This is a genomic window from Streptomyces sp. GS7 (assembly GCF_009834125.1).
Lineage (GTDB): Bacteria > Actinomycetota > Actinomycetes > Streptomycetales > Streptomycetaceae > Streptomyces.
Genome location: NZ_CP047146.1, coordinates 2,426,046 through 2,440,308, shown reverse-complemented (window position 1 = coordinate 2,440,308; position 14,263 = coordinate 2,426,046). Strand labels below are relative to the sequence as shown.

Genomic DNA, 14,263 nt, shown 5'->3' with positions numbered 1-14,263 from the left:
GCGGTACGTCAAGCGTCTTGACCGGCCATGATCCGACTCCCTACCGTCTCCACATATCTGAATCCCGTCCGCGCACACGGCCTTGCAGCTCAGCCGGAGGAGTAGCCGCCCATGACGCCGCCCCCTTCTTCCCCTTCCTTCGAGTCCTCCCCTCCTCCCCCGCCTTCCCCGTCCTCCCGACCCCGGACCGTTCTGCTCACCGGCGCCGCCGGTGGAGTCGGCACCCTGATGCGGGAGCTGCTGCCGCCCTACGGCTACCGGCTGCGGCTCTTCGACCAGCGGCCCATCGAGGGTGAACCGGACGCCATCACCGCGGAGTTGGCCGACACCGAGGCGCTGCGCGCGGCGGTCCGCGGGGTCGATGCGGTCATCCATCTCGCGGGCATCTCCCTGGAGTCGACGTTCGAGAAGATCCTGCGGGCCAACATCGAGGGGACGTACCGGCTGTACGAGGCGGCGCGCGAGGCCGGCGTGCGGCGCGTGGTCTTCGCCTCCTCCAACCACGCCGTCGGCTTCACCCCCCGCCCGCCGGACGGCTCCGCCGCCATCCCGGTCGGCACCGCGCGCCGCCCCGACACCTTCTACGGGCTCTCCAAGGGCTTCGGCGAAGACCTCGCCGCCCTCTACTGGGACCGCTACGGCATCGAGACCGTCTCGCTGCGCATCGGCTCCTGCTTCCCCGTGCCGACCACCGTGCGGATGCTGTCCATCTGGCTGAGCCCGGCGGACTGCGCCCGGCTGCTGCACGCCGCGCTGACCGCCGAGCACGTCGGCCACACGGTCGCCTACGCCTCCTCGGCCAACACCCGCCTGTGGTGGGATCTGACCACCGCCCGCGCGCTCGGCTACGCGCCCCGGGACGACTCCGAGCCGTACGCCGCCGAACTGATCGCCGCCCAGGGGGAACTCGACCCGGACGACCCCGACCACGCCCACCTCGGCGGAGCCTTCTGTACGAACCCGCCTATCTGGCCGTACTGACGGCATCCTTCACATCAACGGCATCAACGGCATCAACGGCATCAACGGCATTCCGCCACCGTACGGAACCTCGCCGCCACCCCCTCGCGTCCTTGCCTGCGAACGCCGCGGCACAACGCCACGGAACACCGCGGCAGCACACCACGCAGGAACGAGGAAACGCATCATGGGCATCGTCAGCTGGCTCGTACTGGGCCTGATCGCGGGCATCATCGCCAAGGTCCTGCTGCCGGGACGGGACCCGGGCGGGATCGTCGGCACGACCCTCATCGGCATCGCCGGCTCCTTCATCGGCGGCTGGCTCTCCACCCGCTTCCTGCACCGTCCGATACCGAAGGACTTCTACGACCCGTCGATGTGGATCGCCGCCGTCGCCGGCGCCCTGGTCCTGCTGATCGCCTACCGGCTGCTCTTCGGCAGCTCCCGCAGCCGGCGCTGACCCACCGGGCCGGTACCGGCCCGGACCGTCCGGGCCACGGCGACGGAACCGCGGCCGATCGCCAACCGTTGGGACCGTCATGACCGCTATGACTCCTGGCGCGAACCGTCCGCTCGGCTCCACGCGGGTGGCGGTGGCCGTCACCGCCCCGGTGCGGCTGGACGTGTCGGGCCTGCTGCTCGGCGCCGACGGCACGGTGCGCTCCGACGCCGACTTCGTCTTCTACAACCAGCCCGCGGGACCGGGGGTGACCCACACCGCGGCGGCCGGCGGTGCCGGTGACACCATCACGGTGGACACCGCCGCGGTGCCCGCGGGCGTCGAGAAGGTCATGGTCACCGCGAGCCTGGACGCGCCCGGCAGGACCTTCGCGGGCACCGAGCCGACCGGCACGGTCCGCGACGCGGACAGCGGCGCCGTCCTCGCGACGTTCACCCCGTCGCGGCTCGGCACGGAGACGGCGCTGGTGGTCATGGAGATCTATCGGCGGGGCGGCGGCTGGAAGGTCCGCGCGGTCGGCCAGGGGTACGCCAACGGGCTCGCCGGGATCGCCACCGACTTCGGCGTGAGCATCGAGGAACCGGCGGCCCCGCCGGCCGCCGCCGAGCCCGCGCGGGCCGCGGCACCCCCCGCGCCCCCGGCACCCCCCGCGCCTCCGGCCCCCGTTGCGCCCCCGGCTCCTGCCACCCCGTGGGGACCGCCCACCGGCGCCCCGGCCCCCCTCGCCCCGCCGCCACAGGGCGCCCCCGCCGCGCAGCCGCCCGCCGCCGGCACGGTCAACCTCGACAAGGGCCGGGTCAGCCTCCGGAAGAACCAGACCGTCTCGCTGGTCAAGTCCGGCCGCCCGGTGCTCGGCTCCGTCCGGATGGGCCTCGGCTGGGAGCCCGCGCGCCACGGCCGGAGCATCGACCTGGACGCCTCCGTCATCGCCTACGGCCCGGACCGCGGCAAGGTCGACAGCTGCTACTTCGGCAAGCTCACGATCCTCGACGGCGCGATCCAGCACTCCGGCGACAACCTCACCGGGGACGGCGCCGGCGACGACGAGGCCATCACCGTCCATCTCGGCGGGGTGCCCCCGGAGGTCACCGGCCTGGTCTTCACGGTCAACTCCTTCTCCGGCCAGAAGTTCTCCGAAGTCGCCAGCGCCTACTGCCGGTTGACGGACGCACAGACCGGCGAGGAACTGGTCCGCTTCGACCTGACCGGAGCGGAGCAGCGGACCGGCGTGATGATGGCCAAGCTGGTCCGCCGGCATTCCGGCGAGTGGGAGATGACCGCGCTGGGCGAGTTCGTCGACGCCCGTACGGTCCGCGGGATGGTCAAGCCCGCCGCCGCGGCGCTCTAGCCCCGCGCGCCCGGCGCGGACCGCCCGGCCGGGCCGCGGGCCCGTCAGGGGCGCCCCGCGCCGGGGCGGTCCCGGCCCGCCAGCCCCGCCACCCGGGCCAGCCGCTCGAAGGACTCCAGCAGCGCCGGGCGGTCGTAGGAGCTGGTGGTGACCAGTACCTCGTCCGCCCCGCTGCGCTCGATCAGCGTGCCGAGGGCGTCGGCGACCTGTTCCTCCGTACCGTGCACGTGTCCGCGCAGCGCGGACTCGTAGAACTCCCGCTCCCGCGCGGACATCGGCTCCCCACCGTCCTCCTCCGGGGGCCGCAGCGGCGGGAACACCCCGTGCGTACGGGAGTACGCCAGCGCCCGCGCCTCCGGCACCAGCAGCCGCCGCGCCGCCGCCTCCGTGGCGGCCACCGCCACCGTCCCGGAGACCACCACATACGGCCGCTCCCAGAGCGCCGAGGGGCGAAACGCGTCGCGGTAGCCGGCGATCGCGTCCAGCATCGCCTGCCGGCCCCGGATGTCGCCGATGACCAGGGCGAGCCCGGACCGGGCCGCGATGCCCGCGCCCGCGCCGGTCGCCAGCACGAACACCGGCACCGCCAGCCCCTCGGCGGGCCGGGCGTGGACCTGCGGATGGACGGTCTGAGTGCCGGTGAAGTAGCCCGTCAGCTCGGCGAGCCGGTCCCCGAAGTCCTCCGCGGCGTCCTTCTCCGCGCCCAGTGCCCGGCGGATCCCGCCGGTGAAGCCGACCGACCGCCCCAGCCCCATGTCGATCCGCCCGGGGAAGAGCGATTCCAGCACCCCGAACTGCTCGGCGACGACCAGGGGCCGGTGGTTGGGCAGCATCACCCCGCCCGTACCGACCCGGATGGCGGAGGTCGCCGAGGCCACCGCGGCGGCCAGGACCGTGGGCGCGGAGCCGGCGACCCCGGGGACGCCGTGGTGCTCGGAGACCCAGAAGCGGTGGTAGCCCAGCCGCTCGGCATACCGCGCCAGGTCCACCGTGTCCCGCAGCGCCTCCGCGGGCGGGTGACCAGCCCTGGTGCGGGAGCGGTCGAGGATCGAAAATTGTGTCGTCCCTGTCGTCGAGCTCACCTCCCCTTCAACGTCCGCACGCGCCCAAGATTCCGCCCCACACGCCCCCTCGGCGCTTTCCCCCCACGGCACAGACGAGGAGCGTCCGATGACCCAGCAGCCGCCCCCGGCCGGCGAACCCGGTCACCCCGCGCGCCCGGACCACCCGGACGGCGCAGCGCGTCCGGACATCCCCGACCGGGTCTCCGAGACGTACGGCGACCACGACCTCAGCACCGCTCCGGCCTTCGCCGGCGGCTTCATCAACTTCGGCTACTGGGCCTGGCTGCCCGAGGCCGCGGACCGCCCGCTGACCGAGGACGACCGGATCCGCAGCGAGCAGGACCTCTACCGCCTGGTGCTGGACACCTTCGACCGCCCGCGGGGCCGCACCGCCCTGGAGGTCGGGTGCGGGCGCGGACTGGGCTGCGCGCTGGCGCTGAAGGAGTTCGGCCTGGGGTCGGTGATCGGCCTGGACGCCCATCCCGACCAGATCGCCCGCGCCCGGGAGGCCAACGCCGAGCTGCTGCACGCCGGGCCCTCGGGCACCGCCGCCGGCCGGCTGGACTTCGTCCTCGGCCCGGCCCAGCAGATGCCGCTGCCGGACGGCTCGGTCGACTTCGTGTACTCCGTCGAGGCCGCCCAGCACTTCCGCGACCTGGCCGGGTTCGCCCGGGAGGCGGCGCGGGTGCTGCGCCCGGACGGCCAGTTCGCGCTGGCCACCTTCTTCGCCCGCATCAAGGAGGCCGTCCCGGTGCTGCCGGAGCTGCTGCCCCCGTACGCCGACGGCCTGGACGTCCCGCACCTGGTCGACGACGTGGCCGCGACGCTCTCCGCAGCCGGGCTGCGCAGCGTGGAGGTGACGCCGGTCGGCGAGGGGGTCTGGGAGAGCTACGACCGCTACATGGCCGAGCGGCCGGAGCTGCGCGACAAGTGGCCGCGGCACTACCTGGCGGCGTATCAGACCGGTCTGCTCGACTACTACCTCATCACCGCCGCGGCGCCCGCCGGTGCGGCGCCCGCCGCCACGGACCCGTGACGGCCACCGCGATCCCCGGCTCCTGGAGGCGGCCGAACAGCGTCCGCCCGTCCGGCGAGAAGACCGGCCCGGTGAACCGGCCGGACTCCGGTGCGTCCCCGAACACCGGTTGAACGCGGCACGGCATACGGGAAGCGGCCGGGGAGCGGTTGCCCCGCTCCCCGGCCGCCCGGGACCGCGCGTACTGCCCGGCGGACTCAGCCGGAGCGCCGCGACCGCGCCTTGAAGGCCGCCTTGCGCGCCTCCTTGGCGGCCTTCTTGTCCGGGTGCAGCCGGCCCATGGCCTCCAGGACGTCGGCGGTGGCCGGGTGGTCCACCCGCCAGGCCGCGTCGAAGAACCCGCTGTGCTGCTCGGTCAGGCCCTGGACGAGGTCCCGCAGCTCGGCCGCCGCCTCCTCGTCCACGCTGTCCAGCTGGGCCGCGATGGTGTCCACCGTCAGCCAGAAGATCATGTCCTGGGACGGCTCGGGGATGCCGGGCAGACCGCGCTCGGCGAGCCAGACCCGGGCCAGCCCTCCCAGCTGCCGGTCGTCGAGCACCTCGCGCAGCGCGGGCTCGGCGTCCGGGGCGACCAGCGAGAGGGTCTGCTGGGCGGCGAGCCGGCGCAGCGGGGCCCGCTCGTCGTCGCCGCGGGCGGCGGCGAGCAGGTCCCGGGCGGCGTCCAGGGGCGTACGGGCGGCGAGCCACTGCTCGGACTCGGCCTGGGCGAGCGTCTCGGGGTACTCGGGGAGCGCCTCCAGGAGGACGTCGGCGCCCTTGTCGGTGAGGTCGCCGACGGCCGGGGCGTGCACCCCGGCGTCCAGCATCCGGGCGCGGACCGCCCAGACGCCGAGCGGCGTGAGCCGGACCATGCCGTAGCGGGAGACGTCCTCGTCGTCCAGCGGCTGGGCGGCGGAGACCGTCTCGCCGTCCTCGTCCAGCTCCTCGATGAGCGCTTCGTCGACCGGCCGGTAGGCGACCAGCCCGATCGGCTCCAGCACGCGGAACTGGTCGTCCAGCCGCATCATCGCCGCGGAGACCTCTTCGAGGATGTCGTCCGTGGGCTCGTCCATGTCGTCCGGGACGATCATGGAAGCGGCCAGCGCGGGCAGCGGGACGTCCTGGTCGGGGGACTCGTTGAGGGCGCTGAGCAGGTAGAGGTTGCCGAGGATGCCGTCCAGCAGCTCGGCCTCCTCCTCCGGGTTCCAGTCGATCGCGTCGAGGTCCAGGTCGCCGCCCTCGGCGAGCTGGTCGGCGATGTCGGAGAGGTCGGGGGCGACAGCGTCGGCGAGCACGGTCTCCATGCCGCCGAGCCAGATGTCCAGGACGTCCTGCGGGCTGCCGGAGGTCAGCAGCGCGAGTTCGTCGCCCGGGGTGGCGGTGCCGACGGCCGCGCCGTCCGGCAGCTCCGCGCCGTCCTCGGCGTCCTCCTCTTCCGTGATCTCCACGAGCCCGGTGTCCACCGCCAGTTGCCACGCCTCGGCGGTGTACGCGAGCCCGTCCTCGTCCCCGGCCAGTCCCAGGTGCTCGGTGGCGGCGGCCAGCGGCTCGTGGAGGATCTCGCCGCCCACCCCGACCGGGACGCCGCTCTCGGCCCAGCGGGCCAGCTTGGCGGCCCGCGCCATCAGCGGAGCGCTCAGTGCGTCACGGGCCAGCTCCGCTTCGGAGTGCAGCCGCACCGGCGGCATGGTCGGGCGGTCTGCGGACATCTGGCTCAGCTCCTCGAACGGACTACGGCTCGTGCGCCGCCCAAGCGTAGACGGAATTCTCCCCATCTCGGGCGGTTCCCTCCCCGGTACGCCCCCGTCCACCGGGAAAACCTTGACAACTCCCTTGCGCGCACCAGGAATTGACGCGCGTAGCGCGCGCCGGCCCGGCTCCGCCACGCCCTCCTCCCCCCTTTTCCGCGCAGGCATGCACGCCGTCCCGCCGTACGCCCCGGCAAGGCACCGACGCGGACCGGCCACGGCACCGCGCGCGGCAGGGCCGCGTACGCGGGCCCGACCGGCGGCCACGACCCGCGACCCCCGGATGCCGCGTACCGAGCCCCGACCACCCTGTGTGACCGGCTGTCACTCCCCTGGCCCACGTCCGGACGCCAACCGCGCCCGGGGGTGGCGTACTGGGCTCGTAAGCACTGTTTCGGCGAGACAGAAGGAGTCATGATGCCGAAGTCGCAGAACCGTAAGTCGGGCAACAAGGACCGCGCCGCGGAGCGGCGTTCCGACCAGCACCGTCCCCGGTCGGAGGAGTCCGCGGCCGAGCGGACCCAGGACCTGAAGCCGCGGGCGCGCAAGGCTGACTGACCCGTGATGGGCAAGTGAGGCCGAGCGGCCGTCGCACTCCGGTGCGGCGGCCGTTCGCCGTTCCCGGGCGTACCGCCGCCGCCCTCACCAGCCGGTCCGCGGACGGGCTCCGGACCGCCCCGGCCCGCTCTGCGGCGGCAGCTGCGGCTCCGCCGCCCGGCAGCCGTGCCCCCTGCCCCTCCTCCGGGTCCCCCGCCGCCGGCTCCGGTACGAGATCCCGCACCAGCAGCGTCGCCCCGCCAAGCAGCGCCACGAACAGCCCGCGCGGCAGCCCCTGCCAGGCGGCGCCCCAGCCGTCGGCGAACGGCGTGGCCCAGCCCAGGCGGCGAGATCGCCGGACCAGAGGGCGAGCGCGGTGAGCGCCGCGGCGTACAGCACCGGCGCGATCAGCGCGGGCAGCAGCCCGAAGCCCCACCACCGGCCGTGGCCGGCGACCCGGCGCTGCCCCGGCCCGGACACCGCATCCCCGCCACAAGATCACACATGGCCGCAACCCTGTCGGCGAACGGCCCGCGGCCCGGCGGGAGTCCCACCGGGCCGCGGACCCGCCGTGGCGAGTGCTCAGTTGTGGCTGTGCAGGATCTCGTTCAGACCGCCCCAGACCGCCTTGTTCGGGCGGGCCTCGACGGCGCCCGTGGTGGAGTTGCGGCGGAAGAGGATGTTGTCGCCGCCGGACAGCTCCAGCGCCTTGACGATCTGGCCGTCGGGCATGGTGACCCGGGTGCCGGCCGTGATGTAGAGACCGGCCTCGACGACGCACTCGTCGCCCAGCGCGATACCGATACCGGACTCCGCGCCCAGCAGGCAGCGCTCGCCGATCGAGATGATCTGCTTGCCGCCGCCGGACAGGGTGCCCATCGTGGAGGCGCCGCCGCCGATGTCGCTGCCGTCGCCGATCACCACGCCCGCGCTGATCCGGCCCTCGATCATGGAGGTGCCCAGCGTGCCGGCGTTGAAGTTCACGAAGCCCTCGTGCATGACGGTGGTGCCGGCCGCGAGGTGGGCGCCCAGCCGCACCCGGTCGGCGTCCGCGATCCGCACGCCGGAGGGCGCCACGTAGTCGGTCATCCGCGGGAACTTGTCGACGCTGGTGACCTGGAGGTGCAGGCCCTCGGCGCGGGCGTTCAACCGCACCGTCTCCAGCCGGTCGACGGCCACCGGGCCGAGCGAGGTCCAGGCGACGTTGGTCAGCAGCCCGAAGACGCCCTCCAGGTTCTGGCCGTGCGGCTTGACCAGCCGGTGGCTCAGCAGGTGCAGGCGCAGGTAGGCGTCGTGCGCGTCCAGCGGCTTGTCGTCGAGCGAGGTGATGACCGTGCGGACGGCCACGACCTCCACCTCGCGGACCGGGTCGGGACCGATCGCCTTGCGGACGGCGCCGCCCAGCAGCTCGGCGGCTCGGTCGTCCGACAGCCGCTCGGTGCCGGCCGGGCCGAGGCCCTCGGCGGTCGCGGAGACCAGCTCGGGCTTGGGGTACCAGGTGTCGAGAACAGTGCCGTCGGAGGTGACGGTGGCGAGCCCGGCGGCGACGGCGCCGGTCGTACGGGGAGAATCAACGGAAACAGCAGCATCGGTCATGCCGGAAACCTAACCGGAGGTCGCCCGCCGAGGCGAACCGGTCTCAGCGATCGGTCCGCGCCCGTAGGGTCGCACAACCGCCCTCGTGCGCTCGCACGAGTCGGCCGCCCCCGCCGCCGTCCCGCGCCGCGGCCCCGGCCTCAGCCGAGCACGCCGGCCAACCCGTCCCGGACCAGGGCCCGTTCGAAGGGCCGGCCGGTCAGCAGATGCTGGAGGACCAGCCCGTCGGCGAACGCCACCACGGCCCGCGCGGTGGCCGGGTCCCCGATCCGCCGCCCGAGCAGCGCGACCATCTCGTCCAGGCACTCCGCCGCGATCGGCCGCACCGCCTCGTGCCGCAGCGCCGCCAGATACAGCTCGTACTCCAGCTCCACCCGCGACCGGTCGCCGGCCAGCGTCTCCTCGACCAGCCGCGCCACCTCGTCGGCCAGCGGCACCGCCGGATCGATCCCCGCCACCCAGCGTGCGAAATCCTCCAGCCACCCGCCGTTGGCCTGCCGCAGCGCGGCGACCAGCAGCTCGTCCAGCGTCGCGAAGTGATACGTCGTCGAGCCCAGCGGCACATCCGCGGCGGCCGCCACCGCGCGATGGCTGAGCCCGGCGATACCCCGCTCGCCGACCACCGCGATCGCCGCGTCGATGATCCGCTGCCGCCGGTCCGGGTCGTAGCGCCGCGCCATCAGTGCGCACCGTCCAGATTCAGCACGACCACCCCGGCGATGACCAGCAGCACCCCGAGGATCTTCAGCCAACTGGTGCTCTCCCCCAGGAACACCATCCCGATCGCCGCGATGACCGCCGTGCCCGCCCCGGACCAGATCGCATAGGTCGTTCCCACGCTCATCGACTTCAGCGTCCGCGCGAGCAGCGCGAAGGCCACCAGATACCCCAGCGTGGTGCCCACCGACGGCCACAGCTTCGTGAACCCGTGGCTGTACTTCATCGCCGTGGTCGCCAGGATCTCGGAGAGGATCGCCCCGGCCAGCGTCAGATAGACCATGCGTACGAGCGTACACAGCGATGCGTACGGGCGTACATAACCGCGCCACGAAAAGCCCGGGACGCACGGGACGCACGGGAATGCGGAACGGCCGTGCCCGCCAGGGGTGACTGGCGGGCACGGCCGTATCGCGATGGCGGATCGGTCAGACGTTGAACCCCAGCGCGCGCAGCTGCTCACGGCCGTCGTCGGTGATCTTGTCCGGGCCCCACGGGGGCATCCAGACCCAGTTGATCTTCAGCTCGCTGACGATGCCGTCCGTGGCGGACTTCGCCTGGTCCTCGATGACGTCGGTCAGCGGGCAGGCCGCGGAGGTCAGCGTCATGTCGATGGTGGCGATGTTGGCGTCGTCGATGTGGATGCCGTAGATCAAGCCGAGGTTGACGACGTCGATGCCCAGCTCGGGGTCGACGACGTCGTAGAGCGCCTCGCGGACCTCCTCCTCGGAGGCCGGCTTGGTGGTGGTGGTGGCGGGGGTGTCGGTCATGCGGTCTTCGCCTCCTGGGAGAGGGCCTTGGCCGTGGCGTCCTTCCAGGCCATCCAGCTCAGCAGTGCGCACTTCACGCGCGCCGGGTACTTCGAGACGCCGGCGAACGCGACCGCGTCCTCCAGCACCTCCTCCATCGCGTCGTCGGGCTCGACCTGGCCCTTGGACTGCATCAGCTCCAGGAACGTCTCCTGGATCCGCTGCGCCTCGCCGAGCTGCTTGCCGACCAGGAGGTCGTTGAGCACCGACGCGCTGGCCTGGCTGATGGAGCAGCCCTGGCCCTCGTAGGACACGTCCTCGATCGTCGTGCCCTCCAGCCGCACGCGCAGCGTGATCTCGTCACCGCACGTGGGGTTGACGTGGTGCACCTCGGCATCGCCGTCCCGGAGACCGCGCCCATGGGGGTGCTTGTAGTGGTCCAGGATGACGTCCTGGTACATGGAATCCAGCTTCACGACTCAGTCAGTCCTGTCCTCATCCGAAGAAGTTGCGGACGTGCTCCAGGCCCTCGACCAGGGCGTCGACCTCGGCCGGGGTGGAGTACAGATAGAACGACGCCCGCGTGGTCGCAGGAATTCCGTACCGCAGGCAGACCGGACGCGCGCAGTGGTGCCCCACCCGGACCGCGATGCCCTGCTCGTCCAGCACCTGGCCCACGTCGTGCGGGTGGATGTCGCCGAGCGTGAAGGAGATCGTCGCCCCGCGGTCCTCGGCCGTGCTCGGGCCGATGATGCGCAGGTCGGGGACCTCCAGCAGCCGCTTGACGGCGTACTCGGTGATCGCGTGCTCATGCGCGGCGATCCTGTCCATGCCGATCGAGGTGAGGTAGTCCACGGCCGCGCCGAGGCCGACGGCCTGCGCGATCGGGGGCGTACCGGCCTCGAACTTGTGCGGCGCGGGCGCGTAGGTCGAGGAGTGCATGGACACCGTCTCGATCATCTCGCCGCCGCCGAGGAACGGAGGCAGGTCCTCCAGCAGCTCCTGGCGGCCCCACAGCACGCCGATACCGGTCGGGCCGCACATCTTGTGGCCGGTGAAGGCCACGAAGTCGGCCTGCAGCGCCTGGACGTCCAGGACCATGTGCGGCGCGGCCTGCGAGGCGTCGATGCACACCAGCGCACCGACCTCCTGGGCCCGCCGGACGATCGTCTCGACCGGGTTGACGGTGCCCATGATGTTGGAGACCAGCGTGAAGGAGACGATCTTCGTCTGCTCCGTGATGATCTCGTCTATGTTGGACAGGTCGAGGCGGCCGTCGTCGGTGATGCCGAACCACTTCAGCTTCGCGCCGGTGCGCTGCGAGAGCAGCTGCCACGGGACGATGTTGGAGTGGTGCTCCATCTCCGTGATGACGATCTCGGTCTCGCGGTCCACGCGGTACGGCTCATCGGCCCAACCCAGCATGTTGGCAACGAGGTTGAGCGACTCCGAGGCGTTCTTGGTGAAGATCACCTCGTCCCGGCTGGGCGCGTTGATGAAGGCGGCGACCTTGTCGCGCGCGCCTTCGTACAGCGCCGTGGCCTCCTCGGCGAGCACATGCACGCCGCGGTGGACGTTGGCGTTGTGGCGTTCGTAGTAGGCGCTCAGGGCGTCGAGGACCTGGCGCGGCTTCTGCGACGTCGCCGCGTTGTCCAGGTACACGATCTTCTTCCCGTCGTGGACCTGACGGTCCAGAAGGGGGAAGTCCTTGCGGATCGCCTCTGTGTCGAGGAGGCCCGGCAGCTGTGTCACGCGGTCGTACCACCCTTCACGTATGCCTCGTAGCCCTCGGCCTCCAGCTTGTCCGCCAGCTCGGGGCCGCCGGACTCGGCGATCCGCCCGTTGGCGAAGACGTGGACGTGGTCGGGCTTGATGTAGCGGAGAATCCGGGTGTAGTGGGTGATGAGCAGGGTGCCCACCTGGCCGGTCTCGCGGACGCGGTTGACGCCCTCGGAGACGATCCGCAGCGCGTCGACGTCGAGGCCGGAGTCGGTCTCGTCGAGGATCGCGATGGCCGGCTTGAGCAGCTCCAGCTGGAGGATCTCGTGGCGCTTCTTCTCACCGCCGGAGAAGCCCTCGTTGACGTTGCGCTCGGCGAACGAGGGGTCCATGTGGAGGCGCTCCATGGCCTCCTTGACCTCCTTGACCCACAGCCGCAGCTTGGGGGCCTCGCCGCGGATCGCGGTGGCGGAGGTGCGCAGGAAGTTGGAGACCGAGACACCGGGCACCTCGACCGGGTACTGCATGGCGAGGAAGACGCCGGCCCGGGCGCGCTCGTCGACGGACATCTCCAGGACGTCCTCGCCGTCGAGGGTGACGGTGCCGCCGGTGATCGTGTACTTCGGGTGACCCGCGAGGGAGTAGGCGAGGGTCGACTTGCCGGAGCCGTTGGGGCCCATGATGGCGTGCGTCTCGCCCTGCTTCACGGTCAGGTCGACGCCCTTCAGGATCTCGCGCTGGCCGTTCTCGGCCTCGACGGAGACGTGCAGGTCGTGGATCTCAAGCGTTGCCATGGGGAACTCAGGACTCCTGGGTGACGGAGACGAGCACGTCGTCCCCTTCGATCTTTACGGGGTATACGGGGACGGGGCGCGTCGCGGGAAGGCCGGACGGCTTGCCGGTACGCAGGTCGAAACTGGAGCCGTGCAGCCAGCACTCGATCGAGCAGTCCTCGACCTCGCCCTCCGACAGGGAGACGTTCGCGTGCGAGCAGATGTCGTTGATCGCGAACACCTCGCCCTCGGTGCGGACCAGCGAGATCGGCGTACCGTCGATCTCCACCCTCTTGGGGGTGTCCTCCTCCAGCTCGCTGAGCGCCGCTGCGCGTACGTACGTCATGCCGCGGACGCTTCCAGCTCGGCTTCGATCTTGTTCATCAGGCGCTCCTCGACGTCCGGGAGGCCGATCTGCTGGACCAGCTCGGCGAAGAAGCCGCGGACGACCAGGCGGCGCGCCTCGTCGGCCGGGACACCGCGGGCCATCAGGTAGAACAGCTGCTCGTCGTCGAACCGGCCGGTCGCCGAGGCGTGGCCGGCACCGACGATCTCGCCGGTCTCGATCTCCAGGTTGGGCACCGAGTCGACCCGCGCGCCGTCGGTCAGGACGAGGTTGCGGTTGAGCTCGTAGGTGTCCGTGCCGGTGGCGGCCGCCTGGATGAGGACGTCGCCGATCCAGACCGCGTGCGCGTCCTGGCCCTGCAGCGCGCCCTTGTAGGTCACGTGGGAGCGGCAGTTGGGCGTGTCGTGGTCGACGAAGAGGCGGTGCTCCTGGTGCTGGCCCTGCTCGGTGAAGTACAGGCCGTAGAGCTCGGCCTCGCCGCCGGGGCCCGCGTAGTCGATGCGCGGGTGGAGGCGGACCAGGTCGCCGCCGAAGGTGACGACCACGGACTTGAAGGTGGCGTCCCGGCCGACCAGGGCGTTGTGCTGGCCGCAGTGGACGGCGGTGTCGTCCCAGTCCTGCACGGAGACGACGGTCAGCTTGGCGCCGTCGCCGAGGAGGTAGTCGACGTTGGCGGCGAGCACCGCGTCACCGGTGTGGTCGATGACCACGACCGCCTCGGCGAACGCGCCCAGCTCGACGACCTGGTGGCCGTAGGCGGTGCCGCCCTCGCCGTGGACGGTGATCCGGATCGGCTCGGTGAGCACGGTCTCCTTGGGGACCGTGACCACCGACGCCTTCTCGAACGAGCTGTACGCCTGGGCCGCGACCCGGTCCACCGGCTTGCCGGCCTTGCCGACCCGCGGGTCGGTGCGGTCGACCAGCTCGTGGGTGACGCCGTCGGGCGCGGTGATGTCGACCTTCAGGTCGGGACCGCCGGCCTCGGCGCTGCCGTCGTGCAGACCGCGCAGCCGCGCGAGCGGCGTGAAGCGCCACTCCTCCTCGCGGCCGTGCGGCACCGGGAAGTCCGCCACGTCGTAGGACGGCGGGGCGCTCATCCGGGTGGCGACGGTGGACTCCGCGGCCACCGCGATGGAGCCGGTGGTCGTGGAACCCGCCGGGATGTTCTGAGCCTCAGCCATGGCTGTCGTTGCGCTCGCTTTCTGCGTTCAGGGAGTCAGTCGCTGCGTGC

The 14,263-nt window shown here is 72.3% G+C and carries 16 protein-coding genes; 5 read left to right on the top strand and 11 right to left on the bottom strand.

The genetic code is table 11. The features are described 5' to 3' along the window. Positions 1-111 precede the first annotated feature (111 nt). The 3 genes from GR130_RS10485 (at position 112) to GR130_RS10475 (ending at position 2,768) form a co-directional block, all read left to right on the top strand. A complete protein-coding gene (locus GR130_RS10485; protein ID WP_159504462.1) occupies positions 112-981 on the top strand; it encodes an NAD-dependent epimerase/dehydratase family protein in 870 nt (289 codons plus the stop codon). A 166-nt stretch (positions 982-1,147) separates the two neighbouring features. Next, positions 1,148-1,420, top strand: a complete 273-nt coding sequence (locus GR130_RS10480; protein WP_159504461.1) for a GlsB/YeaQ/YmgE family stress response membrane protein — start codon at positions 1,148-1,150, stop codon at positions 1,418-1,420. Positions 1,421-1,508: 88 nt separating this feature from the next. Next, positions 1,509-2,768: a TerD family protein gene (locus GR130_RS10475; RefSeq protein ID WP_159504460.1), complete on the top strand. Its 1,260-nt coding sequence runs from the start codon at positions 1,509-1,511 to the stop codon at positions 2,766-2,768. 44 nt (positions 2,769-2,812) lie between these two features. On the opposite strand, the gene GR130_RS10470 is transcribed toward GR130_RS10475, so the two are convergent. After that, a complete protein-coding gene (locus tag GR130_RS10470; protein ID WP_159504459.1) occupies positions 2,813-3,850 on the bottom strand; it encodes an MsnO8 family LLM class oxidoreductase in 1,038 nt (345 codons plus the stop codon). An 88-nt stretch (positions 3,851-3,938) separates the two neighbouring features. Here GR130_RS10470 and GR130_RS10465 point away from each other — a divergent pair, with 88 nt between their 5' ends. After that, positions 3,939-4,868: a class I SAM-dependent methyltransferase gene (locus GR130_RS10465; protein ID WP_159504458.1), complete on the top strand. Its 930-nt coding sequence runs from the start codon at positions 3,939-3,941 to the stop codon at positions 4,866-4,868. 197 nt (positions 4,869-5,065) lie between these two features. Here GR130_RS10465 and GR130_RS10460 read toward each other — a convergent pair whose 3' ends face one another. Further along, positions 5,066-6,556 carry a hypothetical protein gene (locus GR130_RS10460; protein ID WP_159504457.1) on the bottom strand — a complete coding sequence of 497 codons (1,491 nt, stop codon included), beginning with the start codon at positions 6,554-6,556 and terminating at the stop codon, positions 5,066-5,068. A 456-nt stretch (positions 6,557-7,012) separates the two neighbouring features. Here GR130_RS10460 and GR130_RS39750 point away from each other — a divergent pair, with 456 nt between their 5' ends. After that, the gene (locus GR130_RS39750; protein WP_198539956.1) at positions 7,013-7,153 is read left to right on the top strand and encodes a hypothetical protein; all 141 of its coding nucleotides are present in this window, start codon (positions 7,013-7,015) and stop codon (positions 7,151-7,153) included. Positions 7,154-7,714: 561 nt separating this feature from the next. On the opposite strand, the gene dapD is transcribed toward GR130_RS39750, so the two are convergent. The 9 genes from dapD to sufD all read right to left on the bottom strand — a co-directional run bounded on the left by dapD (position 7,715) and on the right by sufD (position 14,213). After that, positions 7,715-8,728 carry a 2,3,4,5-tetrahydropyridine-2,6-dicarboxylate N-succinyltransferase gene (dapD, locus tag GR130_RS10455; protein WP_159504456.1) on the bottom strand — a complete coding sequence of 338 codons (1,014 nt, stop codon included), beginning with the start codon at positions 8,726-8,728 and terminating at the stop codon, positions 7,715-7,717. 140 nt (positions 8,729-8,868) lie between these two features. Next, entirely contained in the window at positions 8,869-9,408 is a 540-nt protein-coding gene (locus tag GR130_RS10450; protein WP_159504455.1) for a TetR/AcrR family transcriptional regulator, read from the bottom strand. Then, positions 9,408-9,728, bottom strand: a complete 321-nt coding sequence (locus GR130_RS10445) for a DMT family transporter (protein ID WP_159504454.1) — start codon at positions 9,726-9,728, stop codon at positions 9,408-9,410. The genes GR130_RS10450 and GR130_RS10445 overlap by 1 nt, the downstream gene beginning before the upstream one ends. 145 nt (positions 9,729-9,873) lie before the next feature. Next, positions 9,874-10,215 (bottom strand): metal-sulfur cluster assembly factor, encoded by a 342-nt coding sequence (locus GR130_RS10440; RefSeq protein WP_159504453.1) that lies wholly within the window; start codon positions 10,213-10,215, stop codon positions 9,874-9,876. Further along, on the bottom strand, positions 10,212-10,670 hold the full coding sequence (gene sufU / locus GR130_RS10435; RefSeq protein ID WP_159504452.1) for a Fe-S cluster assembly sulfur transfer protein SufU: 459 nt from the start codon (positions 10,668-10,670) through the stop codon (positions 10,212-10,214). Before sufU ends, GR130_RS10440 begins: the two co-directional genes overlap by 4 nt. Before the next feature lie 19 nt (positions 10,671-10,689). Then, complete coding sequence (locus GR130_RS10430) at positions 10,690-11,946, bottom strand: cysteine desulfurase (protein ID WP_159504451.1); 1,257 nt, start codon at positions 11,944-11,946, stop codon at positions 10,690-10,692. Then, positions 11,943-12,707 carry a Fe-S cluster assembly ATPase SufC gene (gene sufC, locus GR130_RS10425; protein WP_159504450.1) on the bottom strand — a complete coding sequence of 255 codons (765 nt, stop codon included), beginning with the start codon at positions 12,705-12,707 and terminating at the stop codon, positions 11,943-11,945. Before sufC ends, GR130_RS10430 begins: the two co-directional genes overlap by 4 nt. Positions 12,708-12,714: 7 nt before the next feature. After that, positions 12,715-13,032, bottom strand: a complete 318-nt coding sequence (locus GR130_RS10420) for a non-heme iron oxygenase ferredoxin subunit (RefSeq protein WP_016578643.1) — start codon at positions 13,030-13,032, stop codon at positions 12,715-12,717. Next, entirely contained in the window at positions 13,029-14,213 is a 1,185-nt protein-coding gene (gene sufD / locus GR130_RS10415; protein ID WP_159504449.1) for a Fe-S cluster assembly protein SufD, read from the bottom strand. Before sufD ends, GR130_RS10420 begins: the two co-directional genes overlap by 4 nt. Between the last annotated feature and the right edge of the window lie 50 nt (positions 14,214-14,263).